Raw genomic sequence first — 24,377 nt, 5'->3', positions numbered from 1 at the left:
GCAGAAGCGCCCGAGAGTCAGAGGCGGAGTGGTAACTATGGAAGCGATTGAGTTCGTTGTTCGTGATCGTGCGGGCAACATTAGGCGTGGTATGCTGGCGCAGACCGAAACCGCCGATACAATTTTCATCAACAGCGGCGACGACATCTCCCTGAACCTGCGCAGGTTTCAGGTGGCTGGGTACGAGCGTTCGGGCGATGCGGTTATTGTAACCCTTGCCGACGGGCGCAAGATCCGGCTTGAGGGATACTTCAGTGCCGATGCTGATCTCTTTATAAGCGCGGACGGTCTGCTGACCGAAGTTGATTTGGCCGGTGCTCAGGAAGGGCTGGTCAATGCGGAATACGCCGAGGCGCAGGTCTTCGGCAAGTGGAGCCCGGATGATGCGCTGTTCTATGTAGGCGGCTCCGAGGTTGATACGATTATCGCGGCAGATGCCGCGGGCGAAGAAACGGCGACAATGCTGGCGGCTCCGATCCTCGCCGGATTGGGTGGCGCGGGTGCTGGTGGTCTTGGTGCCGCGGCGGCCGTTGTAGGTGGTGCTGCAGTTGTTGGCGGTCTTGGTGGCGGCGGAGGTGGAGGGACGACTCCTGACACCGAAGCCCCCGAGGTGACGTTGGACTCCGGCGTTGTTTCTGTTGATCACGTGTTTGACGCCGATGATCACGCCGATGGCGTTGAGATCGGCGGCTCCGGCGAAGCTGGTGTTGCGATTGTCGTCGAGATTGACGGCGAGACGCAGGAAACAGTGGTTGACGAAGATGGCAACTGGCAGGTTGTGTTCGACCCGACGCAAGTTCCCGAGGGCGAATATGACGTCGACGTGACGATCACCGCCACGGACGAGGCGGGCAACGTGACAACGATCACCGATGTGGTGCGTGTCGATACCGTTACTGTGGTTGACGTGGTTACCATTGATGGCGCCCCGACCGGATCGGGTGACGTCATCAATGCTGTCGAGCATGCGGATGGTGTAACCTTGACGGGCACCGGCGAAGTGGGGGCCAATGTGGTCGTCACAATCGAAGAGAACGGTGCAACGGTAACTGCGGTTGTTGATGCTGACGGCAACTGGTCGGTCGATTTCGGCGCGGATCAGGTCTCCACCGGTGAATATACCAGCACTGTTACTGTGACGAGCACGGATGCTTATGGCAACATGGCGACCGCGACTGCTGAAATGGTCGTCGACACCTTTGCTGAGGTGGCAATCACGGGTAACAATTCCGGTGCTGACGGTATCTATAACGGTGCTGAGGTTGGCAATGCGACTGTGATGAACGGGACGGCTCAGGCTGGCTCGTCTGTCGTGGTCACTTTGACAGGGCAGAGCGGTGAAGTTCTTGGAACTCAGGCGGTTGCGGCAACTTCTTCAGGTACATGGTCGGCCGAGTTTGCGGGTGGCACGCTGCCCGGTGGCGAATATAACGCGACCGTAACGGCTGTAGCGACCGACACTGCTGGGAACAGCGCAACGTCCAGCTCCACATTCCCTGTAGATACCATCACCAATGTGGCGATCACTGGAAATAACGCGGGCGCAGACAGCACTTATAACGACGCTGAAGCTGCGACTGTTGCAGCGCTGAACGGCACGGCGCAGCCCGGTGCTTCGGTTGTGGTGACGTTGACAGGGCCAACTGGCGCGACACTCGGTACGCAAACGGTCACAGCGACGTCCGGCGGCACGTGGACGGTTCAATACCCTTCCAATTCGCTTCCGGCGGGTGAATATGATGTGACTGTAACGGCGGTGGCCACTGATGCTTCGGGGAACTCCGAGACCACATCGGCAACCATCCCTGTTGACACGATCACCCATGTCGAGATTGCGCAGATCGAAGGTCAAGCTGCTGGCACGGGCGTCGTAAACGCGGCGGGCCACGCGGATGGCGTGACGATGTCCGGCACGGGCGAGCCTGGTGGCAATATCACGGTCTCCGTTGCGGGCGGTGGCACGGCAACCGGTGTTGTGGGTGCGGACGGCACGTGGAACGTCGCGTTCCAAGCGTCGCAAATCCCGACGGGCGAGCGTACGGTGGATGTGACCGTGGCCATCGAGGATGCGCACGGGAACACCGACACTGCGACATCGACCATGGCGATTGATACCATCACCAACGTGGCGATCACGGGCAACAACACGGGCTCTGACAATGTGATGAACCTTGCGGAAAGCGCGAGTGGCACGGCTTTGACCGGCACTGCCCAGCCGGGTGCGTCTGTGGTTGTGTCCATGGCATCCGAGGCGGGCGTTATGTTGGGCAGTCAGACCGTTATCGCGAATTCCAACGGAACGTGGACGGCGAACTTCTCGGCCAGCACGCTGCCTAGCGGTGAGTATAACGTAAACGTATCTGCGGTCGCGACCGATGGCGCGGGCAACACGGCCTCGACCACGTCAAGCTTTGCGGTCGACACGATTGCGAATGTGTCGGTCAATACGCTCAATGTTGAGGGCGACAACGTTATCAACATCGCGGAAGCCAGCGACGGTGTGCAAATCACCGGCACGGCAGAAGCGAACTCCCGCGTGGAAGTCGATTTCGGCGGTGCAACGCGCACTGTCGTTACCGACAACAACGGCAACTGGCAGGCTTCTTTCGGTCCGGGCGATGTTCCGGCAGGGGTCGAGACCACCATTCCGGTTCAGGCAACCTTCACGGATGCGGCGGGGAACACCGCTGTCGCCAATGGGACGGTTCAGGTCGATACTATCGTCCGCAACCTTGGTGTGAATGCGGTCACCGGTGACGGTGTCGTGGACGCGAACGAGGCAGGAACCGGCTTCACGCTGACAGGGACCACCGAGCCGGGCGCACAAGAGGTGATGGTGACGTTCCACAACCTGCCACCGCGCGCAGCGACAATCGGCTCCAACGGCAGCTGGACGGTCACATTTGGCCCGAACGAAATTCCGCAGGGCGAATACACCTCGGACGTGACGGTCACTACGATCGACCGCAACGGCAACCCTGACAGCGTGTCGACACCTGTCACGGTAGACACCGAGGTGCCGGACGCACCTGTGGTGATCTCCTACACCGAATACTTCCGCGGTGATCCGGGCGTGTCCGGAATCGGCACCGAGCTGACCGACGATATCGTCGCGATCAGTCAGGTGAGCGAGACTGGGGCTGTTGGCAATGTGAGCTATGACACCAATGTGGTGCGCGGCGACGAGCTTCAGTTCACCTTCAACAACCGCATTCCGGACGGATCGAACCTTGTCGTGAATGCCGAAGATGGCGTTGGCAACGAAAGCGCCACTTTGTTGGTACTGGATGACAACGCGGTCGGCACGGTCAGCGTCTCGTTGAACGGCTTGTCGAACTTCAACGTCAGCGCGATTGATCTGTCCATCGTGGCCGAAAGCGAACTGACATTGTCCGAGGCAGACCTGTTGGGGCTGTCGGAAGACACCAACGCGCTGCTGATCCACGGCGACAACACCGACACCGTCAACATTGCCGGTGCCGTCAAAACGACAAACACCGAGGTAATCGACGGGCGCTCTTACGACGTCTACACCTTGGGTGACGATGGCAGCTTGCTGATCGAGCATGACATCACAGTGAACTACTAAAAGCGGGCGGGGGCATATCCATCAGGATATGCCCTTTCCAACCTCTCGAATTTACAAGAAGGGGCTCCGCATGGGACAGGGTACAAGTAAACGCGCAGTTTTGCGCATGGTGTTGGCAGGCACCACAGCAGTTTCACTAATGGGCTGCATGGGCGACGAGGCGACACGGGGTGCATTCTCCGGTGCCACGCCCGCGATTACAGATGACGTAAAAACCACAGGCCGCTTTGCGGAACGTGTTCAGGTCGAGCGCGATGGCGAAGAAACCACGCCGATTTTCGGGTTCCTGAAGCGCAAACCCAACCCAGATACCGCGACACGCAACGCGTCGTCTATCGACGTGGGCGAGAACCTCAACGGCGCGTCTGCGCAGCCCCAAGCGCAAGCCGCTTTGGCGGGTGGCACGGGTGGCAAAGAAAGCTCCGCGCTGATCGACACATTGTTGCGCCGCCAAGCTGTTCTGGACGCGCGCTCCCCTTATGGCAAGGTTGCGGGCTCCGTTCTGGCGGCGAACTCCCGCGCGGCCGAGGCCGAGCTGCGCTCTGCCAAGTTGCGCGCGGAAGCCGCGTCGAAGAACTGGCTGCCGACAATTGGCCCTGCGCTGACATTGTCGTCCTTGGGTGAGGTCATCGCCTCCATGGTCATTGACCAGGTGCTGTTTGACAACGGCCGCAAGAAGGCCGAACGCAGCTTCGCGAAATCCGATGTGGAAGTTGCCGCTGTCGCACTGGCGCAGGACACGAATGACCGCGTCTACGCGGCGCTTGATCTTTATATCACCGCAGAGAAAGGCCGCGCGCAAGCCGAAGCGGGAAGCCGAGCAGCGGATCGTTTGGGCGAATTTGCATGGGTCATGGACCAGCGTGTGCGGGGTGGGGTATCCAACCCCGCCGACTTGCAGATCGTGAAGCAGAAGCTTGCCGAAGCCGAAAACCAGCGCAACTCTGACTTGGAAACGGCGCGCACCGCGATTGCAGAGCTGAACGCGATGTCGTTGAAGCCGCTGAGCGACGTACGTGGCCTTGCACCCATCGGCAATTCCAAAGCGGCCAAACCGCTGTCTATCCTGAAGGCCGAGGCCGAGCGTGACCGCGACATCGCGGAAGCCACGATCAACCGCGCAGGGTTCCTGCCGGGGATTTCCGCGAAAGGCACCTTGCAAAAAGGCGGGGCAACTGGCGGGATTTCCGTGGGCGCGCCGAACGGGTTCGGATTTGGCACCAAGGCCAGCCTGAAAGCTATCGAGGCCACCAAGGAAGCCGCCGCGCGCCGTGTGTCGCAAGCCTCCGAGGACCAATCGCGCAAAATGCGCCGGTTGGAGCAGAACCTGATTTCACTGAAACGCCAGCAGGCACAAGGGCAGGGGCTGTTGTCTTCGGCCAATGAAAACCTGTCGCTGTTCGACCGCCAGTATAAGGCAGGCCAGCGTCCGGTGATGGATGTGGTGCGCGTCTACGAGACCAAGGTCGCCACAGAGCGCGACCAGATCGGCCTCAAGTATCAGATTGCCTTGGTAGAGTTGCAGATTGCCCATCTTATGGGCGCGTTGGTGGATGGTGAGGATATATGAGCACGCCCGTCATTGCGTTTGACATGGCGCGAGCCAAAGCGGCTCAGGCATCAAATACTGCGAAGCTGAAACCGGTTGAGACCCCGACCTCGGTGGCCAATGATCCCGGTTTGCGCGTTCCGATGCCACAGACGCCTGAGAAGGCAGGGCGGTTCTCCAAGAAATTGCGCAATCGGGCCAATCTGGTGTCGGTCTATGCGGGCTTGCTGGGGGTTGATTTGCAGCCCTCAGACGTGCTCGACGCCGCTGTCGAAATGCCACTGGACGCTGGTGGTGTGTCGCCTGAAATGCTGGCAAACGCGATGAAAAAACTGGGGCTGGTCTGCTCCGTGCGCGATGTGCGCTTGCGCGCTGACTTGTGGCCCGCTTTGGTCGAAATGAAGACCGGCCAGCTGGTCTTGGTTCTGGAACAGCATGACCAAACCCTGACGATCTTTGACGAGACGATCGGCGACCGTCGTACGGAAGTGCCACTGGGAGAGTTCGCCAAAGTGTTCTCCGGTAAGGTACTGAAGGCCGAAAGCTCTATGCGGCAGGTCGAGGAAAAGCACCGACTGGACGCAAAGCCAACGCATTGGTTTTGGGGAGAGTTCCCGAAATACAAACGCCACCTCATCGAGATCACCGCAGGCTCTTTCGTGGCCAACATTCTGGCCGTAGCCGTCGCGCTGTTCTCGCTGCAGGTTTATGACCGCGTGATCCCGCACCAGTCCCACGCGACGCTGTGGGTCTTGGCCATCGGCGCGATGGGCGCGCTGACGCTGGAGGCGTTTTTGAAGATCGCCCGCGCCCGCATGATGGACGGGGCAGGGCGCAAGATCGAACTGGCCGTGCAGCAAACCCTAATGAGCCGCCTTTTGGGAATGCGCGCTGGCACGCCCGGTGCGACGCCGTCGGGTACGTTCTCCGCAATGCGCGAGTTTTCCTCTATCCGCGAATTTTTTACCGCCTCGACCATCGGGTCGTTGACGGATGTGCCGTTTATCTTCTTGTTCCTGCTGCTGGTCAGCTCGATCGCTGGCAATGTGGTTTGGGTCTTGGTCGCAGGGGGCATCCTGATGCTCCTTCCCGGTTTCTTCCTGCAAAAGCGCATGATGAAACTGACCGAAGAGACGCAAGGCGCCTCGGTCAAAGCAAACCGCTTGCTGCACGAGGCCATCTACGAAGCCGACACGGTCAAATCACACCGCGGCGAAGATCGGTTCGCACGTCTTTGGGGCGAATTGAACGCGCTATCCGCGCTGAAATCATCCGAGCAACGCCGTCTGGCCTCGGCCCTGACCTTCTGGTCGCAAGGCGTTCAGCAGGCCACCTATGTGGGCGCGGTTGTTGTTGGCACCTTCCTTGTGTTTGCAGGTGAATTTACCGTCGGCTCGATCATCGCTGTGGGCATTCTGACGTCCCGCACCCTTGCACCGCTGACCCAACTGGCGGGTACGATGTCGCGGTGGTCGAATGTGAAGACCGCACTTGTCGGTCTCGACGCGGTCGTGGAAAGCCCGCAGGATTATGACGCCGAACGCAGCTATTTGCGTCGGGAACGCATCACCGGACGGTTTGAAGCGCGCGACCTGATCCACCGCTATGACGAAGATGCTGCACCCGTGCTGGATCTGGGTGGCTTCGCCATTCCGGCTGGGCAGCATGTGGCGGTTCTTGGGGCCAATGGCTCGGGCAAGTCGACGCTGATCAAACTGCTTTCGGGCCTGTATGCGCCTGATAAAGGCCGCGTGCTGATTGACGGCATCGACATGGGGCAAATCCATCCCAAAGACCTGCGCCGTGGCGTTGGCTACCTCAGCCAAGAGGTGCGCCTGTTTGCCGGATCGCTGCGCGAGAACCTGAACCTGTCGGGGCTTGAGCGTGACGATGCGAGATTGTTTGCAGCCCTCGATTTCGCCGGGCTTGGCCGCTATGTGCGCGAACACGCCAAAGGGCTGGATTTGCCAATTCACGACGGCGGCTTGGGCCTGTCTATCGGTCAGCGCCAGTCTATCGGCTGGGCGCGGCTGTGGCTGCAAGACCCGTCCGTGGTGTTGCTGGACGAGCCGACTGCGGCGCTGGACCAATCGCTGGAAACCGCTCTGGTCGCCAATCTTCAAGGCTGGCTTAAAGGCCGTACGGCGGTGATTGCCACGCACCGCATGCCGATCCTTGCCCTGACTGAACGTGTGATGATCCTCAAAGGTGGCAAGCTGTCGGTGGACGGTCCACGCGAACAGGTTCTGGATCATCTGAAAAAGACCAAAGCGGGCGCCCAAGGTGTTCAAATCAATACACCGAAAGGGGGCAAGTGATGGCCACCATCGACGCTGCATTCGACGATGACCTGCGCGGCCCTTCTTGGGTTATCCGCATCATCGGCCTTACCGTCGTGGCCTTCATTGTCTGGGCGTCCTTTGCGTGGGTCGACGAGATTGTGCGCTCGGAGGGGGAGTTCGTGTCTTCCTCCCGCCCGCAAATTATCCAGAACTTTGAAGGCGGTATCCTGTCGGAGCTTCTTGTTGCCGAAGGCGACACCGTAAACCCCGGCGATATTCTGGCGCGCCTGTCCGTTACCAATTTCCAAACCTCCGTGGATGATCTGCAAGACCAGATAGACGCGCTGGAAATCCGCCGCATGCGTTTAGAGGCCGAGCTTGCCGGTCAGTTTGATTTCTACGTTGCAGGTGATCTTGAACGCCGCCAGCCCGAGATCGTCGCGTCCGAGCGTGCGTTGCTGAATGCCCGCCAGACCGACTTCGAAGGCCGCACGGACAGCGCGCGCGCCATTTTGAAAGAGACCCGTCGCGAGGCGGCGTTGATGGAAGACCTCTTGACCCAGAACATCGTCTCTCTGGTCGAGGTGTCGCGCGCCCGCAAAACCAACACCGACGCCGAGGCGAAGTATAAAGAGATCGTCTCCAAGGCGGAGCTGGACCGCGCCTCTGCCTATTCCGACACGCTGAAAGAACTGGCCACGCTGCGCCAGAACATGAAGCTGAGCAAAGACCAGTTGGCGCGAACGGTCATCCGCTCCCCGATGAAGGGCATCGTGAACAACGTGGCAATCTCGACCATCGGCGGCGTTGTTCGTCCGGGCGAGGAGATTTTCCAGATCATCCCGATGGGCGAGGAATTGTTCGTCGAAGCCAAGGTGAAGCCCAAAGATATCGCCAGCCTGCGTCCGGGTCAGAACGCCACCGTGAAGCTGTCGGCCTATGACTACACGATCTATGGCACCCTGACGGGTAAGGTTCAGGTTATCTCTGCGGACACCTTCAAGGACGAGCGCGTGGCGGATGGCGACCCGCATTATAAAGTGCTGCTGTCGGTTGATATGGAGCATCTGTCACCGCGTCAGAAATCGGTGGAAATTCGCCCCGGTATGTTGGCGCAGGTTGAATTGCACACAGGCGAGAAGACCATTTTGCAGTATCTGACCAAGCCGCTTTACAAATCGCGCGAAGCATTCCGCGAGCCGTAGGTTTTAGCTGCGGATAAATATCTGCACATCAGCGACGTTGGTGCCTGTGCCGCCCGTCATCAGCAAATCACCCGACGCGTCAAGCGCTGCATAGGCGTCATTATTTGCCAACAGGGCTTCCGGATTAACACCAGCGGCTTTCATCCTTGCGAGAGAGCCCGCGTCCACCAACCCGCCAGCCGCATCGGTAGGCCCGTCCCGCCCGTCTGTGCCACCAGACAAGAACACCCAGTCACCGGGGATGTCTTGCAGCGCAATGCGCAGGGCAAGATCTTGATTACGCCCGCCTTTTCCGTTTCCGGATAGGGTCACCGTGGTTTCCCCGCCAAACAGCAGAACCGCCGGTTCATCTTGTGGAAGGGCGCGGAAAATCTCTGCCAGTTGCGGGGCGACGTTTGCCACGTTGCCCTCCAGCCGGTCATTGATGATCTGCGCCTCCGGACAGGCGGCGCGCATGGCGTCGAGGCTTTGGCGGTTCGAGGCAATCAGGTGATTGTCGGCGGTCGGCAAGGTTTCGATATCCAGCTCCGCGCCGCTTAGGTGAGCCTGTACGCTGGCAGGCATGTCATTCCAGATATTGGCCTGCTCCAGCAACGCCTTTGCGCTGGCACGGGTGCCGATCGGTGCGACCGTTGGTCCGGACGCGATCGCGCGCAGGTCGTCACCCACGACGTCGGACAGGATGTAAGCGGTGACCGGAGCAGGGGCCGCTGCACGCAACAACCCGCCGCCCTTGAGGCGGGAGAGCTGCTGGCGAATGTGGTTCATGTCGTTGATTTCTAACCCCGAGCCCAACAACACTTTGTTAACGCGCGCCTTTTCCTCAAGGGTAATGCCTTTTGCAGGGGCGGGAAGAAGCGCTGATCCACCGCCCGAGATGAAGGCAATGACGCGGTCCCGAGGCCCCGCTTTGCCTAACAACTCCTCAACGGCCCGTCCGGCAGCCTCGCCTGCAGCGTCCGGTACCGGATGGCCTGATTGCAAAACACGGCAACCAACGACCGGTGCCGCGTTTTCCGGATTGGTGACGGCGAGCGCCTCGAATGTGCTGGACGCCGCGACATGGTTAATCGCTGCGCGCATCATGGGGACGGCAGCCTTGCCAACGGCGATCAGGAAGAGCGTCCCGTCGGAGTCTAAGGTGGTGTTTCGCAGCGCACGTTCGACCGCATGTCCGGGGTGCGCTGCCAGTATAGCAGCGTCAAAAAGGCGTATCGCTTTGGTGCGCATGGCGTCAATGGTGACAGAGGCGTATTTCATAATATTATATTTAATCAGTGTATTGTGGCATATAGTTAAAGTATTGTTGGTGGAGTGATCGGTGATCCGTCCCACTTGTTTCCATCGCGTTCAGCTTTGCATTCCCCAAAGAGCCTCAGGGGCTTTGAGAAGTCAAGACGGGCCACGCGTGGTGCCTCGTACCGGAGCCATCCGGTGCCGGAGTTTGGTGCGAACGGTGCTGGCTTGAAATCGTGTGAACCCGCCCCAATCTAATCGGTCTCACATCAATGGGCGAGATGCGCTTGCGCCCGTTTTTCTCCGCTACTAACCTCACGTTCATATTTACGCATTACGAACCGCTCAAAAGCAGAAGGCAGGCAGGCATGTACGATCCAGTCGAAACCTATATGAATCTCGTTCCGATGGTGGTCGAACAGACCAGCCGTGGCGAACGGGCTTACGACATTTTCTCGCGCCTGTTGAAGGAGCGGATCATCTTTATCAACGGCCCGATCCATGATGGCATGTCCCATCTGGTTGTAGCGCAGTTGCTGCACTTGGAGGCGGAAAACCCGTCCAAGGAAATCAGCATCTACATCAACTCGCCGGGTGGCGTGGTGACGTCGGGCCTGTCGATCTATGACACGATGCAATATATCAAACCCAAGGTGTCGACGCTGTGCATCGGGCAGGCGGCCTCCATGGGGTCGGTGCTGCTGGCGGGTGGTGAAAAAGGCATGCGCTTCTCATTGCCGAATTCGCGGATTATGGTTCACCAGCCTTCCGGCGGGTACCAGGGCCAAGCGTCGGACATCATGATTCACGCGGCTGAAACCCAAAAGCTGAAAGATCGTCTTTATGACATCTACGTGAAGCATACCGGTCAGACCAAGAAAGCGGTCGAAAAAGCGCTGGACCGTGACAACTTCATGTCACCGGAAGAAGCCAAGGACTGGGGCCACATCGACGAGATCGTCGAGAATCGCGTCAAAGAAGACGACGCGAAATAATCAAGACCTGCGCCTTGTTTTGTTACAAAAAGCAGGGCGCAGGAAATACGTTTTTGGCGTTGTGCCTCCGTTGATGCTGCCCTAACTTATGGCAACAGGCGTAAACGAAGTGCCACGCAGCAAAAAGCGGCGGGCAAAACAAAATAGGTGGTGCAATGGCAAACAACTCTGGTGACGGCAAAAACACCCTCTATTGTTCGTTCTGCGGCAAATCCCAACACGAAGTTCGCAAGCTTATTGCAGGGCCGACGGTGTTCATCTGTGATGAATGCGTCGAGCTGTGCATGGACATCATCCGCGAGGAAACCAAGACCGCAGGCCTCAAGGCCGCTGACGGGGTTCCGACCCCGCAGGAAATTTGCGAAGTTCTGGATGACTATGTGATCGGGCAGGGCCACGCCAAACGCGTGTTGTCTGTTGCTGTTCACAACCATTACAAGCGTCTCAATCACGTCGGCAAATCCGGTGATATAGAACTGGCGAAATCTAACATTATGCTGATTGGCCCGACAGGGTGCGGTAAAACGCTGCTGGCCCAAACGCTGGCCCGTATCCTTGATGTGCCGTTTACCATGGCGGATGCCACGACCCTGACCGAGGCCGGTTATGTCGGCGAAGATGTCGAGAACATCATCCTCAAGCTGCTTCAGTCGTCCGAATACAATGTCGAGCGCGCGCAGCGCGGCATCGTCTATATTGACGAGGTCGATAAAATTACCCGCAAATCCGACAACCCCTCGATCACCCGCGACGTGTCGGGAGAGGGTGTGCAACAGGCTTTGCTGAAAATCATGGAAGGCACCGTTGCCTCCGTGCCTCCACAAGGCGGGCGTAAGCATCCGCAGCAGGAATTCCTGCAAGTGGACACCACCAACATCCTGTTCATCTGTGGCGGCGCGTTCGCTGGCCTCGACAAGATCATCGCGCAGCGCGGCAAGGGCTCGGCCATGGGCTTTGGTGCGGATGTGCGAGAAGAGAACGACAAGGGCGTCGGCGATCTGTTCAAAGAACTGGAGCCGGAAGATTTGCTGAAATTCGGCCTGATCCCGGAATTTGTCGGTCGTTTGCCGGTAATTGCGACTTTGGAAGACCTCGACGAAGAGTCGCTGGTCACCATCCTGACCCAGCCGAAAAACGCATTGATCAAGCAATATCAGCGCCTGTTCGAGCTGGAGGATGCCAAGCTGACCTTCACCGACGACGCGCTGGTGGCCATTGCCAAACGCGCGATCGAGCGGAAGACCGGTGCGCGCGGGTTGCGGTCCATTCTGGAAGACATCCTGCTCGACACCATGTTCGAGCTACCTGCGTTGGACAATGTCGACGAGGTGCTGGTCAATGAAGACGCTGTCGGCCGCACCGCCAAACCACTGATCATTTATGGCGAGGCCAAAGAAAAGGCCGAGGCTGAAGCTGGCTAATGACGATCCGCCGGATTTCGTCAGGCGGCGCGTTTGAGCCCAAGGTCGGCTATTGCCGCGCCGTCGTTGCTGGCGACTGGGTTCATGTTGCGGGCACCGTGGCCGCTCCACTGCCCGAAACCGGCGAGCCGCCCGAAGGGGCGGCGGCGCAATGTAAATCTGCATTGGCGATTATCGAACGTGCTTTGAACGAGGCAGGGGCCGGTTTTTCCGATGTCGTGCGCGTTACGTACATGCTGCCGGCGGCCGACGAGTTCGAAGCTTGCTGGCCCGTTCTAAGTGCGACATTCGGTGACAATCCGCCCGCGGCCACGATGATTGAATGCGGGTTGATCGACCCGAAATACCGCATCGAGATCGAAGTCACCGCGTATAAACCCGCGCGTTAGCGGGGCGCTGTGCTCTGGACTGTGGCGCGGCGATGGTCCATATAATGCGAGACGAATTTTGGAGGCCGGTATGGGCATTCTCAACACACTTTTTCGCGCGGTCACCTGGTGGGACAGCCAGACGTTGAACACACAGCTGTTCACATGGCGCAAAGGCGAGAAAGTCGGCGAGGACGAAGGTGGCAACATCTATTATCAAACCTCTAACGGTAAACGCCGCTGGGTGATCTTCAACGGAGAGGCCGAGGCGTCTCGCGTGAACCCTGATTGGCATGGCTGGCTGCACCACACGTGGGACGAGCCGCCCACCAAGGCACCGATTGCGCATAAAGCATGGGAAAAGCCGCACCTGCCGAATCTTACCGGGACGGCGATGGCCTATGCGCCTCAGGGGTCCTTGCGGCAGGCGAAACCGAAGTCACGTCAGGACTACGAGGCATGGTCGCCGGAATAGCGGCCAAAGCTTGCGGGGGCACAGATGTCTGAAAACACAACAGAAGTCATTGTCGGCACGGGCGTTCTGGCCGTGGCAATCGGCTTTTTTATCTTCGCGACCGGAGCCACCTCCTTTGCGACTGGTGGGGATGCTTACCCGCTTGCGGCCAGCTTCCGCTCGGCTGAAGGGGTGAAAATCGGCACAGATGTGCGCATGGCAGGGGTCAAAGTTGGCACCGTAACCGCACTGGATCTGAACCCTGAAACCTTCCGCGCCGACGCGACTTTCACCATGAAGAACGGCATCGAAGTTCCTGATGACAGCGCCATCGCCATCAGCTCCGAAGGGCTGTTGGGGGGCAATTTCGTCGAGGTTATTCCCGGTGGCTCCCCGTTCAATCTTGAACCCGGCGGAGAGATTGAAGACACGCAAAGCTCTGTATCCCTGATTACCCTGTTGATGAAGTTCGTGGCCGGGAACGGCGACGAATGAAACGCCTGATCGCCGGATTAGTGCTGCTGGCCCTGCCGGCGGTAGCTCAAACGACCATTGAAGGCGACGACACTGTTATCCGGCTTGGGAATACGCCCGTCGCCGAGAGCAAAATGCGGCCAGCGGCCTCCAGTGCGGCGCAGGCGGTGATGCGTGGATTGGACAAGCTTGCAGGTGCCAGCGAAGACATCATCCTGACCGCAGGCGAGGCGACGCAGTTCGGCCCGCTGACGATTACGATGAAGGACTGCCGCTATCCCAAAGGCAACCCGAGCGGGGATGCCTTCGTGAGCCTGTCGGTGATTGATACCAATACCAACAAATCCGCGTTTGAGGGGTGGATGATCGCGTCCAGCCCTGCGCTGAACGCGATGGATCACCCACGCTACGACGTCTGGGCGATCAGGTGCAAACTTGATGACCGGACACCGTCAGTGGTTGCCGGAGAAAGTTCGCCTTTCCCGATAATGCGTCCCGAAGGGCTCGGCGGTAACTAGCGCGCGGGATTTCGACACCCCCAAGGGATGCCAGATGCGGCGTCAGGAATTGGGTGTCGAGAAGCTTGAAGCCACCCGCATTCAACCGTGACACCAGATAAGCCAGCGCGATTTTAGACGCATCGCGGCGGCGCGAGAACATGGATTCACCGAAGAATGCGCCATTCAACGTCACGCCGTAGACGCCGCCGACCAGCTCTTTACCGTCCCACACCTCGACAGAATGGGCGTGACCGGCATGAAACAAATCCATGTAAATGCTAAAAATCGGGGCGTTGATCCACGTCTCTGCACGATCCGCGCAACCTTCGATCACACCAGCGAAATCAGTGTCGATCTTGATTTGAAACGGTTCGCGAAGGATCGTTTTGCGAAGCGAGCGCGAGATGTGGAAGCCGTCAAGCGGCAAGACACCGCGAAACTCCGGATCAAGCCAGAACAGCTCATCCTCCTCGCGGCTTTCAGCCATCGGAAAAATCCCTTGCGCATAAGCGCTCAGGATCAGTTCCGGTGTCAGCTCAAGAGGGCGTTCATCCTTGGCCATAATAGCAGGAAAGCAGGGCTGCGCTATGCGCGCAACTCACTTAGACGTTTTCCTCAAGCCAATGTTCCAGCCAGTGAATGTTGTAGTCGCCGGTTTGGACGGCGTCTTCTGCCAACAGCGCGTGGAACAATGGGGTCGTGGTGTCTATGCCGTCCACGATCAATTCCCCCAACGCGCGGTGCAATCGCGCCAACGCGGCGGGGCGGTCGGGGGCGTGAACGATCAGCTTGCCGATCAGGCTGTCATAGTAAGGCGGGATCGAATAGCCGTCATACAGCGCCGAGTCCATGCGCACGCCAAGCCCGCCAGGGGCATGATATTGCGTGATTTTTCCGGGGCAGGGGCTGAAGTTCGGCAGCTTTTCAGCATTGATGCGGACTTCAATGGCATGGCCGTTTACCACAAGGTCTTCCTGCTGGAAGGACATCGGCAGGCCTGCAGCCACGTTGATTTGCTCGCGCACCAGGTCGACGCCGAAAACGGCTTCGGTCACGGGGTGCTCTACCTGTAGGCGGGTGTTCATTTCGATGAAATAAAACTCGCCGTTCTCATACAGAAACTCGATTGTTCCCGCGCCCGCGTAGTCGATATTTGCCACGGCGTCGGCACAAATCTTACCGATCCGCGCGCGGGTTTCCGAGTCAATTGCGGGGCCGGGGGCTTCCTCGAACACCTTTTGGTGGCGGCGTTGCAGCGAGCAATCGCGCTCACCTAAATGCACGGCACGGCCTTTGCCGTCACCGAACACCTGAATTTCGATGTGGCGCGGCGTGGTCAGGTATTTCTCGATATAGACTTCGTCATTGCCGAAGTTTGATTTGCCCTCGGCACGCGCGGTCTGGAACGCGCTTTTCATCTCGTCCTTGTTGGCCGCGACTTTCATGCCCTTGCCACCGCCACCAGCGGTGGCTTTGATGATGACCGGATAGCCGATTTCATCCCCGATACGGTACGCATCTTCCAGTGAGCCCACACCACCACCAGACCCGGGAACGCATGGCACACCCAGCTTCTTCATGGTTTCGATTGCGGTGATTTTATCGCCCATGACGCGGATATGTTCGGCGGTCGGGCCGATGAATTTCAATCCGTGATCTTCGACGATCTGCACGAAGCCAGCGTTTTCCGACAGGAAGCCATAGCCCGGATGAATCGCTTCCGCGCCGGTGATTTCGCAGGCCGAGATGATGGCAGGGATCGACAGGTAGCTTTCGGTGCTGGAGGGCGGGCCGATGCAGATGGCCTCGTCCGCCATGCGCACATGCATCGCGTCGCTGTCGGCTGTGGAGTGCACGGCAACGGACTGGATGCCCATTTCGCGGGTGGCGCGAATGACGCGCAGGGCGATCTCGCCCCGGTTCGCGATAAGGATTTTTTTAAACATGGAGGATTACTCCACAATCATCAGCGGCGCGCCGAATTCCACCGGTGTGCCATCCTCGACCAACACGCGCTTTACGGTGCCGGATTTCGGGGCAGGGATGTGGTTCATGGTTTTCATCGCTTCGATGATCATCACGGTCTGGCCTTCGGTGACCTTGTCGCCGACGGCTGCAAAGGGCGGTGTGCCGGGTTCGGCTTGAAGGTAACAGGTGCCTACCATGGGCGAGGTCACGGCACCGGGGTGCTGTGCAGGATCGTCGTCGCCGGATGCGGCGGGTGCGGCAGCGACCGGGGCTGCGGCGGCAGCAGCGGGTGCGGCAGCGGCCACAGGGGCGGCGGCAACCGATTGCTGCACCACGTTGACCTGCTTGGAGACGCGCACGTTCAGGCTGTCGTCTTCGCCATATTCGCGCTTCACCTCAAGTTCGGTGAGGTCGTTGCTTTTCAAAACCTCGGCCAGCGCCTTCACAAATGCGACGTCGCCGTCATGGGAGTTCTTTGCCATTTATCTAGTCCTCGACCCGTGTGCCGTTCTTACTTGCCGGTGATTATCCGGTAATGCGGCTTTGAATTGACTTGAATGCTTATAGGCCAAGGCGGTTTAGGTGAAAAGCGATGAATTCATGCCAGTATATGCAGTTAGGGATCAAGGGAGGACGGTCGCGGGACCAGCAGATCGACCCGTTCGCCCTTTGGTTGGGGTGGCTCGATCCCCTGCATGTTGCGCAGCAAGCTTTGCAACTCGTGCTGTTCACGGTCCCTTAACGGGCCGCGCGGATGCTGGTCGGGCGTGAGTTGTGCCGCACCGGACGGTGCTACGGGTGTGACCGGAAGGGTTTGTGACTGGGGGGCGGGCGGCCCGGTAAAGGGGCTTTCCGCGGGCTGTACCCTGACGGGCAGGTGTTTCGTTGTGAACGGCATCAAGCCGGCCAAATGTTGAGAAAGTAGCATCATCGCTATGCCCTTCCAAAAAGAGGAGCCCACCCGCAGACGACCGTGCGCTGCACGCCCTAATGACACGTTAACGATGCGCACGAAAAAAGGCGCAGTTTGAGTAAACTGCGCCTTAAATTCTGTGCGTCAAACGGGCTTAGATCGCCAGATATTCCGCCCGCAGTGCGTCATTCTCCAGCACCTCTTCGGCAGAGCCGTCGAAAACCACCGAACCGGTATCAAGGATCACCGCGCGGTCCGCCAGCTTCAGCGCTGCCACGGCGTTTTGCTCCACGATGATGGTCGTGATGCCTTGGTCACGGATGATTTGAAGCGTTTTGGCGATTTCCTGCACGATAACAGGGGCAAGGCCCTCATACGGCTCGTCCAGCAGCAGCACCTTGATGTCCCGGCACAAGGCCCGCGCAATCGCCAACATCTGTTGCTCGCCGCCCGACAAGGTCACGCCCTCCTGCTTGCGCCGCTCGCCGAGGCGCGGGAACAGCTCATAGACACGTTCCAGCGACCAGCCAATCGGCGGGGCGATTTGTGCCAGTTGCAGGTTTTCCTCGACGGTCAGACCGGCGATGATGCGGCGATCTTCCGGCACCAAAGCGATGCCCGCCGCCGCTGCCTCATAGGATTGCATGCTGTGCAGCGGTTTATGGTCCAGCCAGATTTCGCCATGTTGCAGTTGCGGATCACCCAAGCGTGCGATGGTGCGCAGGGTCGAAGTTTTGCCTGCCCCGTTGCGGCCCAGCAGGGCGAGGATCTCGCCCTCGTGGACGTTGAAGCTGACACCTTGCACGATGTAGCTTTCGCCATAATAGGCCTCGATCTCCCAGACGGAGAGGAAGGCAGGGGCGGTCGCTGCGTTGTTGGCGTTCTTGTTGAAGTCGGGTTTTACATTCATTGGGCCAATCCTCAGACTTGGGCTTCACCCAGATACGCTTCACGCACCTTGGGATGGCCTTTGATGTTTTCGGGGGTTTCTTCGACCAGCGGCGTGCCTTGGGCAAGCACGGTGATCCGCTCGGCCAGCGAGAACACAACATGCATGTCGTGTTCGATGATTGCCATGGTGATGTCGCGCTTTTCCTTGATCTCTTTCAGCAGGTCGATCGTGTTGTTGGTATCGGCGCGTGCCATGCCTGCAGTCGGCTCGTCGAGCAGCAGCAGTTTGGGTTCTTGGACAAGGCACATGGCCATTTCCAGGCGACGCTTGTCCCCGCGCGACATGCTGGACGCCGTCATGTGACGCTTGTCGAGCATCTTGACGTCTTCAAGGATGGCCTCAGCCGTTTCCTTGATGTCGTTTTGCCCACGAACAGCGTTTAGGGCATTCAGCTTGAACGACCCGTCCCGTGCCGCAAAGCAGGGGATCATGACGTTCTCGAACACCGTCAGTTCCGCGAAGATTTCCGGTGTCTGGAACACGCGGGAAACCCCCATCTGGTTGATTTCATGCGGCTTGCGGCCCAGCAGGGACTGGCCTTGGAAGGTGACCGACCCCGTGTCAGGGATCAGCTTGCCCACAAGGCAGTTCAAAAGCGTGGACTTACCCGCCCCGTTGGGGCCGATGATGGCGTGGACGGTGTTCTCCGCCACGCTCAGGTTCACATCGGACAGCGCCTGCAACCCGCCGAAGCGTTTGCCGACATTTTTGATCTCTAGGATTCCCATGTCATTCGCTCCTTATTCAGCAGGGGTGGTGTCAGAGGCAGCAGGGGCGTCGTCTTTCGCCTTTTTGCCACGGAATTTGCTGGCAATTTTCTGGCCGCCTTCAACCAACCCACCGGGCAGGAAGATCACAATGGCCATGAACATCAGACCCAGCGTCAGGTGCCAGCCCTTGCCCACAAACGGGTGGACGATGGCAATCAGGAAGTCCTCGATACCGTCAGGCAGGAAGGCAAACCACTGGTGCAGCACGGTGTCGTTGATTTTGGAGAAGATGTTCTCGAAGTATTTGATGAAACCGGCACCAAGGACGGGGCCGATCAAGGTGCCAGCACCCCCAAGGATGGTCATCAGAACAACCTCGCCAGACGCGGTCCACTGCATCCGCTCCGCACCGGCCAGCGGGTCCATAGAAGCCATCAAGCCACCTGCGAGACCGGCATACATGCCGGAGATCACGAAGGCCGCCAGCGTGTAGGGGCGCGGGTTCAGACCGGTGTAGTTCAGGCGCGTCTGGTTGGTCTTGATCGCCTTCAGCATTAGCCCGAACGGCGAGCGGAAGATGCGGATGGCAATGTAGAACATGCCCAGCATGATCAGCGCACACAGGTAGTAGCCGGTGTTGAAGTCAAAGCTCCACGCGCCCGCGTCCAGCGTGTAGGTGGACTGCATTTCCTGCCCGAATAGATGCGGGATATTCGGCATCGCGTCGGAGTGGAAATATTGCGGGTCGGAGTTGTAGACCTGCAAGCCGGTCTCGCCATTGGTCAGCGGTGTCAGCACCGAATAGGCGAGTGCGAACGACATCTGCGCGAAGGCCAGCGTCAGGATCGAGAAGTAGATGCCCGACCGCCGCAGCGAGATATAGCCGATCAGCAAGGCGAACAGGCCCGATGTGATGACCGACAGAAAGATGCCCGGCAGGATGTTGTAGCCCAGCAGCTTGAACATCCACACGGCAGAGTAGGAGCCTATGCCAAGGAAGGCCGCGTGGCCGAAGCTGAGGTAGCCGGTCAGCCCGAACAGGATGTTGAACCCGATGGCGAAGATGCCAAAGATCACGAAGCGCTGCATCAGGTCGGGATAGCCCGCGTTGAACTGCGCCATCGCCGAGTCCGCAGGGAACGGGTTCAGGATGAAGGGAGCACACATCGTCAAAATGGCGACGATGATGAGCAGGGAGGTGTCTTTCTTTTCGAGACCTAGCATTGTCTTAGTCCTCCATCACGCCCTTGCGACCCATAAGGCCACGGGGACGTACCAGCAGAATGATAATTGCAACGAGATAGATGATGATTTGGTCGATACCCGGCAGGATTTGCTTGATTTCGTTCATCGACGAGAAGCTTTCGAGGATACCCAGCAGGAACCCCGCGAGCACGGCCCCGGGCAGGGAGCCCATGCCGCCGACCACAACCACCACGAAGCTCAGGACAAGGAAGTCCATGCCCATATGGTAATTGGGCGAGTTGATGGGTGCGTACATCACCCCCGCAAGCCCCGCCACCGCGGCCGCTATCCCGAACATGATGGTAAAGCGGCGGTCGATGTTGATGCCCAGCAGCCCCACGGTTTCGCGGTCGGCCATACCGGCGCGGACGACCATGCCGAAGGTGGTGAATTGCAGGAAGCCGAAGACGGCGGCGATAATCAGTGCGGCGAAGAAGAAGTAAACCAAGCGCCAGTAGGGGTAGATGACCACATTCGGATCAAACCCCAGCAGCGAGCCAAAATCGAACGAGCCTTTGAACGCGTCAGGGGCAGGGGTCGGGATTGGGTTCGCGCCGTAGAATTGCTTGATGACCTCTTGAATGACGATGGCAAGGCCAAAGGTCACAAGGATCTGGTCCGCGTGTGGACGCTTGTAGAAGTGCTTGATCAGGCCGCGTTCCATAATGTAGCCGACACCGATCATGATCGGGATGGCGAACAGAATGGCGAGCGGCACAGACCAGTCGATGATCGAGCTGCCCAGCTCAGGGCCGAACCAGCTTTCTATATAAGGCGTTTTGATCTTTGCGGGATTGCCAAGAAAGTCGGTCTTGGTCGGGTCGATCGTCTCGAAGGACAACGACAGGATTTTTTGCAGCGTGACTGCACAAAAGGCACCCAGCATGAACAACGCCCCGTGGGCGAAGTTCACCACGCCGAGCGTGCCGAAAATCAGGGTCAGGCCCAAGGCAATCAACGCATAAGCGGAGCCTTTGTCCAAACCGTTCAATAATTGAAGAATGATTACGTCCATCGTTCCCGTCTCGCCTGTTGGGTTGATCTTGCCAAAACCTGTGCCGCGCGTGCGGCTCAAGTGGGCAGGGGGTGCTTTGAGCCTGCTCCTTTATAGAAAGGAACAGGCCCTGAGCTTTTTATCGTCAGATCAGCTTATGCGCCGGGGTTGCACTTGCCCAACTCGCCGCCGGCGAACATTGGGTGGTCAACCGCGTACTCAACCTGTGCACGTGGGGTGATTTCCACGATTTCCAGAAGGTCGAACTCGGATGTCGGGTTGTCTTTACCCTTCACAACCAGAACGTCTTTGAAGCACTGGTGATCTTCCGCACGGTACTCGGTCTCGCCGTTGCCCAAGCCATCGAACTTGAAGCCTTCGAGCGCTTCGGCGATGCCACATGGGTTGAACGTGCCAGCACGTTCTGCCGCATCCGCATAGAGCATGGTTTGCACGTAGCATGTGTGCGCTGCTTGGCTGGGTGGGAAGCCGTACTTTTCGCCGAAGGACTTAACGAATGCTTTGGAGCCTTCGTCGGTCAGCGACCAGTGCCAGTTGGTGGAGCCGAAGATGCCTTTAACGTTTTCGCCAGCACCTTTCGCCATCAGACGCGAATACAGCGGAACAACGATTTCGAAGTTCTTGCCGTTCACCTGCTTCTCGCGCAGACCGAACTGCACGGCGGATGTCAGCGAGTTCACCATGTTCCCGCCGTAGTGGTTTAGAACCAGAACGTCGGCACCGGAGTTCAGAACCGGAGCAACGTAGGACGAGAAGTCGGTCGTTGCCAGCGGTGTCAGCACGTTGTTTGCAGTCTTCCAGCCCATAGCCTCGGTCGCGGCTTGGATGGATTCCTGCTGCGTCCAGCCCCATGTGTAGTCAGCTGTCAGGTGGTATGCGGTACGATCTGTGCCGTAACGTGCTTTCAGCACAGGCGCCAAAGCCGCAGCAGACATGTAGCCGTTAAAGAAGTGACGGAAGCCGTTGGCTTTCTTGTCTTTACCGGTTGTGTCGTTGGAGTGGGTCAGACCCGCCATGAAGATCACGCCAGCTTCCTGGCACAGACCTTGAACAGCAACAGCCACACCCGAGGACGAGCCACCGGTGATCATGATTGCGCCGTCTTTTTCGATCATCGACTTCGCAGATGCGCGGGCCGCGTCGGATTTCGTTTGCGTGTCGCCTGTGACGAACTCGACTTTCTTGCCCAAGATGCCGTTGCCTTGCAGGGCTTTGGACGAGAAGGTGTTCATCATGCCGCCGTCGCCGCCACCATTCAGGTGCTCGACTGCCAGCTCATAGGCGCGCAGCTCGTCTGCACCTTCGTCGGCGTAGGGGCCGGACTGTGGTACGTTGAAGCCCAGCGTCACAGTGGAGCCGGTCGGCGCGTTCAGGTAGCCCGCATGGGCATCGGCCCAGACAGAGCCGTCATAAATTGTTGGCATCGCCAATGCGCCGCCTGCCATTGCAGACGTCTTGAGCAAGCCACGACGCGTGAAGTTCGAATTGGACATTTAAATCCTCCCTAAGTGATTGTGGCCCCTCCTCCTCAGGGGAAGCCGTGGTCTGATTGTGTCTCAGGCCTTCCCCAGTATTGCGGAGGTGTCGTAAATCGCACAACAAACCATTGGGTTCGCTTCAAAAATTTGTAAACAAATGGACATTGCTTGCGCAGAAACTGTAAACTAATTTTCAACGCAGCGCGGAAAGCCTCTGGATTCGCTCAGGAAATGAACGGTCGGCCTGCCGCTAGGGAAGGATTAACGCATGCCAAAGTCTGCTTTGACCGGATCCAGAATTCGCGAGCACCGGTTGATGCGGGGGCTAAAGCAAGCTGATCTGGCGCGTGATATCGGCATTTCCGCCAGCTACCTCAACCTGATCGAACATAATCGACGCAGAATCGGCGGTAAAACGCTGCTGGCGCTGTCCGAAGCGTTGAAAATCGACCCCTCGACCTTAAGCCAAGGGGCAGAGCGCGCGGTGGTCACCGAATTGCAAGACGCAGCGGCATCGGACGCCGATATTCCGGTGGAACTGGATCAGATCGACGATCTTGTCGCGCGGTTTCCGGGCTGGGCGGCGAAAATCACCGCACAGCACCGACGCCTGCGCGCGTTAGAGCAAACGGTGGGCGGGTTGAACGACCGACTAACCCATGACCCTGTTTTGTCGGAACGCATGCACGAAGTGTTGTCGACGGTGTCCGCCATCCGCTCGACCGCCGCGATCCTTGTCGGAACGCCGGATTTGGGGGCGGAGTGGCAGGCGCGCTTTTATTCCAACATCGACACCGAAAGCCGCAGGTTGGCAGACAGCTCTGCCGCGATGGCGGCGCATCTGGACAACCTGTCGCGCAAGGACACCAGCACGGCGACACCTCTGGAAGTTGTGTTCTCGGCCTTTGATGCGCGTGGGCACCATTTGCGCGAACTTGAAGAGGGGGGCGACCCCGAAGCGTTCGCGGCGAAAATGTCCGAAATTGACAGCACCGCCGCGCGGACGCTGGCGGCGGAGTATTTCAGAACCTACAGCGCCGACGCGAAAGCCATGCCGCTGGAGATATTTGAGCCCGCGGCTCACGAGATGAAATTCGACCCGGCGGCTTTGGCCGTGCGCTTCGGCGTTCCATTGGAGGCCGTCTTTCGCCGCCTTGCCAGCTTGCCCCGCGGGGCAACGGTCCCGGATATCGGCTTGGTAAGCTGTGACGCGGCAGGGGCGTTGCTGGTGCGCAAGTCGCCGTCCGGACTGGCGCTTCCATGGTTCGGGGCGGGATGTCCGCTTTGGCCGCTCTATGCAGCACTCAGCGCGCCGGGCGTGCCGATCCGCCGCGTCATCGAGGGCGAGGATGGCGCGCGGTTCACCGCGATGGCGTTGGCACATCCATCCGGCCCGCTGCGCTTTGACCGCCCGCCAGTGTATCACTCGATCATGCTGCTGGTCGCGCAAGACGACGCGACGGGTGAGGTGGCAATTCCGGTGGGCAGTTCGTGCCGGATTTGCGCGCGAAGTGACTGCGACGCACGGCGCGAGCCGACAGTTTTAACGCATGGTTGACGCAGCGGCGTTTTGACAACGGCTGAAAATGGGGCCTAATGGGGGAACACGGCCAAACTTGGGGAGGGGTAAGGCGTATGTCAAAGACCGTTTTGCTCGTCGAGGACGAGCCGAACATCATCGAAGCGATCAGCTTTTTGCTGGAACGCGACGGCTGGACCGTACGCATCCATTCACAAGGCGATGATGCGGTCGACGCCGTATTGCGGGTAGCCCCTGATGTGCTGGTGCTTGATGTGATGCTTCCGGGACGCAGCGGGTTTGATATATTGCGGGACCTGCGCAGCAACACCGTGACCAAGGACCTCCCGATCCTCATGCTCACCGCCCGTGGCCAAACCAAGGACCGCGAGCTGGCCGAGAGCTATGGCGTGAGCCACTTTATGACCAAGCCGTTCTCCAATGACGAGATGCTTGGCAAGGTGCGCGACCTCTACACTGCCTCCGCTGACAAGCCCTAAGTGC

At 58.9% G+C, this 24,377-nt stretch carries 22 protein-coding genes; 12 read left to right on the top strand and 10 right to left on the bottom strand.

Annotated features, from left to right (window positions below):
- Nucleotides 1-37: 37 nt before the first annotated feature.
- The 4 genes from BUB72_RS01175 to BUB72_RS01160 all read left to right on the top strand — a co-directional run bounded on the left by BUB72_RS01175 (nt 38) and on the right by BUB72_RS01160 (nt 8,625).
- Entirely contained in the window at nt 38-3,589 is a 3,552-nt protein-coding gene (locus BUB72_RS01175) for an Ig-like domain-containing protein (RefSeq protein WP_073139230.1), read from the top strand.
- 70 nt (nt 3,590-3,659) lie between these two features.
- The gene (locus BUB72_RS01170; RefSeq protein WP_175549103.1) at nt 3,660-5,159 is read left to right on the top strand and encodes a TolC family protein; all 1,500 of its coding nucleotides are present in this window, start codon (nt 3,660-3,662) and stop codon (nt 5,157-5,159) included.
- A complete protein-coding gene (locus tag BUB72_RS01165) occupies nt 5,156-7,456 on the top strand; it encodes an ATP-binding cassette domain-containing protein (protein ID WP_083588511.1) in 2,301 nt (766 codons plus the stop codon). The genes BUB72_RS01170 and BUB72_RS01165 overlap by 4 nt, the downstream gene beginning before the upstream one ends.
- Nucleotides 7,456-8,625, top strand: coding sequence for an HlyD family type I secretion periplasmic adaptor subunit (locus BUB72_RS01160; RefSeq protein WP_073139227.1), 1,170 nt, complete (start codon nt 7,456-7,458; stop codon nt 8,623-8,625). The genes BUB72_RS01165 and BUB72_RS01160 overlap by 1 nt, the downstream gene beginning before the upstream one ends.
- A 3-nt stretch (nt 8,626-8,628) precedes the next feature.
- On the opposite strand, the gene BUB72_RS01155 is transcribed toward BUB72_RS01160, so the two are convergent.
- A complete protein-coding gene (locus BUB72_RS01155) occupies nt 8,629-9,885 on the bottom strand; it encodes a glycerate kinase type-2 family protein (protein WP_073139224.1) in 1,257 nt (418 codons plus the stop codon).
- Nucleotides 9,886-10,229: 344 nt separating this feature from the next.
- Between BUB72_RS01155 and BUB72_RS01150 the strand changes: the two genes are divergently transcribed.
- From BUB72_RS01150 to BUB72_RS01125, 6 genes are all read left to right on the top strand, one after another.
- Nucleotides 10,230-10,856: an ATP-dependent Clp protease proteolytic subunit gene (locus BUB72_RS01150; protein WP_073139221.1), complete on the top strand. Its 627-nt coding sequence runs from the start codon at nt 10,230-10,232 to the stop codon at nt 10,854-10,856.
- 155 nt (nt 10,857-11,011) lie between these two features.
- A complete protein-coding gene (clpX, locus tag BUB72_RS01145) occupies nt 11,012-12,277 on the top strand; it encodes an ATP-dependent Clp protease ATP-binding subunit ClpX (RefSeq protein WP_073139218.1) in 1,266 nt (421 codons plus the stop codon).
- On the top strand, nt 12,277-12,666 hold the full coding sequence (locus BUB72_RS01140; RefSeq protein ID WP_073139215.1) for a RidA family protein: 390 nt from the start codon (nt 12,277-12,279) through the stop codon (nt 12,664-12,666). The genes clpX and BUB72_RS01140 overlap by 1 nt, the downstream gene beginning before the upstream one ends.
- A gap of 70 nt (nt 12,667-12,736) precedes the next feature.
- The gene (locus tag BUB72_RS01135) at nt 12,737-13,120 is read left to right on the top strand and encodes an NADH:ubiquinone oxidoreductase subunit NDUFA12 (protein ID WP_073139211.1); all 384 of its coding nucleotides are present in this window, start codon (nt 12,737-12,739) and stop codon (nt 13,118-13,120) included.
- Nucleotides 13,121-13,144: 24 nt separating this feature from the next.
- Entirely contained in the window at nt 13,145-13,594 is a 450-nt protein-coding gene (gene mlaD, locus BUB72_RS01130; RefSeq protein ID WP_073139207.1) for an outer membrane lipid asymmetry maintenance protein MlaD, read from the top strand.
- Nucleotides 13,591-14,091, top strand: coding sequence for a DUF2155 domain-containing protein (locus BUB72_RS01125; RefSeq protein WP_073139203.1), 501 nt, complete (start codon nt 13,591-13,593; stop codon nt 14,089-14,091). Before mlaD ends, BUB72_RS01125 begins: the two co-directional genes overlap by 4 nt.
- Here BUB72_RS01125 and aat read toward each other — a convergent pair.
- The 9 genes from aat to BUB72_RS01085 all read right to left on the bottom strand — a co-directional run bounded on the left by aat (nt 13,997) and on the right by BUB72_RS01085 (nt 22,369).
- Nucleotides 13,997-14,635: a leucyl/phenylalanyl-tRNA--protein transferase gene (gene aat / locus BUB72_RS01120; RefSeq protein WP_073139199.1), complete on the bottom strand. Its 639-nt coding sequence runs from the start codon at nt 14,633-14,635 to the stop codon at nt 13,997-13,999. The genes BUB72_RS01125 and aat overlap by 95 nt on opposite strands.
- Nucleotides 14,636-14,675: 40 nt before the next feature.
- Nucleotides 14,676-16,019 (bottom strand): acetyl-CoA carboxylase biotin carboxylase subunit, encoded by a 1,344-nt coding sequence (accC, locus tag BUB72_RS01115; RefSeq protein WP_073139195.1) that lies wholly within the window; start codon nt 16,017-16,019, stop codon nt 14,676-14,678.
- A gap of 6 nt (nt 16,020-16,025) precedes the next feature.
- Complete coding sequence (accB, locus tag BUB72_RS01110; RefSeq protein ID WP_073139191.1) at nt 16,026-16,523, bottom strand: acetyl-CoA carboxylase biotin carboxyl carrier protein; 498 nt, start codon at nt 16,521-16,523, stop codon at nt 16,026-16,028.
- A gap of 134 nt (nt 16,524-16,657) precedes the next feature.
- Nucleotides 16,658-16,972 carry a hypothetical protein gene (locus tag BUB72_RS18575; RefSeq protein WP_139250582.1) on the bottom strand — a complete coding sequence of 105 codons (315 nt, stop codon included), beginning with the start codon at nt 16,970-16,972 and terminating at the stop codon, nt 16,658-16,660.
- Between the two features lie 136 nt (nt 16,973-17,108).
- The gene (locus tag BUB72_RS01105) at nt 17,109-17,864 is read right to left on the bottom strand and encodes an ABC transporter ATP-binding protein (protein ID WP_073139187.1); all 756 of its coding nucleotides are present in this window, start codon (nt 17,862-17,864) and stop codon (nt 17,109-17,111) included.
- Between the two features lie 11 nt (nt 17,865-17,875).
- On the bottom strand, nt 17,876-18,634 hold the full coding sequence (locus BUB72_RS01100; protein ID WP_073139182.1) for an ABC transporter ATP-binding protein: 759 nt from the start codon (nt 18,632-18,634) through the stop codon (nt 17,876-17,878).
- 12 nt (nt 18,635-18,646) lie between these two features.
- Nucleotides 18,647-19,840, bottom strand: a complete 1,194-nt coding sequence (locus tag BUB72_RS01095) for a branched-chain amino acid ABC transporter permease (protein WP_073139178.1) — start codon at nt 19,838-19,840, stop codon at nt 18,647-18,649.
- 4 nt (nt 19,841-19,844) lie between these two features.
- On the bottom strand, nt 19,845-20,876 hold the full coding sequence (locus BUB72_RS01090; protein ID WP_073140430.1) for a branched-chain amino acid ABC transporter permease: 1,032 nt from the start codon (nt 20,874-20,876) through the stop codon (nt 19,845-19,847).
- A 134-nt stretch (nt 20,877-21,010) separates the two neighbouring features.
- Nucleotides 21,011-22,369, bottom strand: coding sequence for a substrate-binding protein (locus BUB72_RS01085; protein ID WP_073139175.1), 1,359 nt, complete (start codon nt 22,367-22,369; stop codon nt 21,011-21,013).
- A 253-nt stretch (nt 22,370-22,622) separates the two neighbouring features.
- Here BUB72_RS01085 and BUB72_RS01080 point away from each other — a divergent pair, with 253 nt between their 5' ends.
- Both BUB72_RS01080 and BUB72_RS01075 read left to right on the top strand, forming a co-directional pair.
- On the top strand, nt 22,623-23,912 hold the full coding sequence (locus BUB72_RS01080) for a short-chain fatty acyl-CoA regulator family protein (RefSeq protein ID WP_073139172.1): 1,290 nt from the start codon (nt 22,623-22,625) through the stop codon (nt 23,910-23,912).
- 77 nt (nt 23,913-23,989) lie between these two features.
- Nucleotides 23,990-24,373 (top strand): response regulator transcription factor, encoded by a 384-nt coding sequence (locus tag BUB72_RS01075; RefSeq protein ID WP_073139169.1) that lies wholly within the window; start codon nt 23,990-23,992, stop codon nt 24,371-24,373.
- Nucleotides 24,374-24,377 lie beyond the last annotated feature (4 nt).

The organism is Litoreibacter ascidiaceicola, from assembly GCF_900129235.1.
In the GTDB taxonomy this organism is placed as follows: domain Bacteria; phylum Pseudomonadota; class Alphaproteobacteria; order Rhodobacterales; family Rhodobacteraceae; genus Litoreibacter; species Litoreibacter ascidiaceicola.
The sequence above is the reverse complement of the archived record's forward strand: the minus strand, read 5'-3'. Positions and strand labels throughout refer to the sequence as shown.

What these genes read in the sequence shown, in the direction of transcription:
- BUB72_RS01125 (WP_073139203.1), top strand. Translation starts at nt 13,591, where the DNA reads ATGAAACGCCTGATCGCCGGATTAGTGCTGCTGGCCCTGCCGGCGGTA.
- BUB72_RS01150 (WP_073139221.1), top strand. Translation starts at nt 10,230, where the DNA reads ATGTACGATCCAGTCGAAACCTATATGAATCTCGTTCCGATGGTGGTC.
- BUB72_RS01080 (WP_073139172.1), top strand. Translation starts at nt 22,623, where the DNA reads ATGCCAAAGTCTGCTTTGACCGGATCCAGAATTCGCGAGCACCGGTTG.
- BUB72_RS01160 (WP_073139227.1), top strand. Translation starts at nt 7,456, where the DNA reads ATGGCCACCATCGACGCTGCATTCGACGATGACCTGCGCGGCCCTTCT.
- BUB72_RS01140 (WP_073139215.1), top strand. Translation starts at nt 12,277, where the DNA reads ATGACGATCCGCCGGATTTCGTCAGGCGGCGCGTTTGAGCCCAAGGTC.
- aat (WP_073139199.1), bottom strand. Translation starts at nt 14,635, where the DNA reads ATGGCCAAGGATGAACGCCCTCTTGAGCTGACACCGGAACTGATCCTG.
- BUB72_RS01175 (WP_073139230.1), top strand. Translation starts at nt 38, where the DNA reads ATGGAAGCGATTGAGTTCGTTGTTCGTGATCGTGCGGGCAACATTAGG.
- accB (WP_073139191.1), bottom strand. Translation starts at nt 16,523, where the DNA reads ATGGCAAAGAACTCCCATGACGGCGACGTCGCATTTGTGAAGGCGCTG.
- BUB72_RS01165 (WP_083588511.1), top strand. Translation starts at nt 5,156, where the DNA reads ATGAGCACGCCCGTCATTGCGTTTGACATGGCGCGAGCCAAAGCGGCT.
- BUB72_RS01100 (WP_073139182.1), bottom strand. Translation starts at nt 18,634, where the DNA reads ATGGGAATCCTAGAGATCAAAAATGTCGGCAAACGCTTCGGCGGGTTG.
- mlaD (WP_073139207.1), top strand. Translation starts at nt 13,145, where the DNA reads ATGTCTGAAAACACAACAGAAGTCATTGTCGGCACGGGCGTTCTGGCC.
- BUB72_RS01095 (WP_073139178.1), bottom strand. Translation starts at nt 19,840, where the DNA reads ATGCTAGGTCTCGAAAAGAAAGACACCTCCCTGCTCATCATCGTCGCC.
- BUB72_RS01090 (WP_073140430.1), bottom strand. Translation starts at nt 20,876, where the DNA reads ATGGACGTAATCATTCTTCAATTATTGAACGGTTTGGACAAAGGCTCC.
- BUB72_RS01075 (WP_073139169.1), top strand. Translation starts at nt 23,990, where the DNA reads ATGTCAAAGACCGTTTTGCTCGTCGAGGACGAGCCGAACATCATCGAA.
- BUB72_RS01105 (WP_073139187.1), bottom strand. Translation starts at nt 17,864, where the DNA reads ATGAATGTAAAACCCGACTTCAACAAGAACGCCAACAACGCAGCGACC.
- BUB72_RS01135 (WP_073139211.1), top strand. Translation starts at nt 12,737, where the DNA reads ATGGGCATTCTCAACACACTTTTTCGCGCGGTCACCTGGTGGGACAGC.
- clpX (WP_073139218.1), top strand. Translation starts at nt 11,012, where the DNA reads ATGGCAAACAACTCTGGTGACGGCAAAAACACCCTCTATTGTTCGTTC.
- BUB72_RS01085 (WP_073139175.1), bottom strand. Translation starts at nt 22,369, where the DNA reads ATGTCCAATTCGAACTTCACGCGTCGTGGCTTGCTCAAGACGTCTGCA.
- BUB72_RS01170 (WP_175549103.1), top strand. Translation starts at nt 3,660, where the DNA reads ATGGGACAGGGTACAAGTAAACGCGCAGTTTTGCGCATGGTGTTGGCA.
- BUB72_RS01155 (WP_073139224.1), bottom strand. Translation starts at nt 9,885, where the DNA reads ATGAAATACGCCTCTGTCACCATTGACGCCATGCGCACCAAAGCGATA.
- BUB72_RS18575 (WP_139250582.1), bottom strand. Translation starts at nt 16,972, where the DNA reads ATGATGCTACTTTCTCAACATTTGGCCGGCTTGATGCCGTTCACAACG.
- accC (WP_073139195.1), bottom strand. Translation starts at nt 16,019, where the DNA reads ATGTTTAAAAAAATCCTTATCGCGAACCGGGGCGAGATCGCCCTGCGC.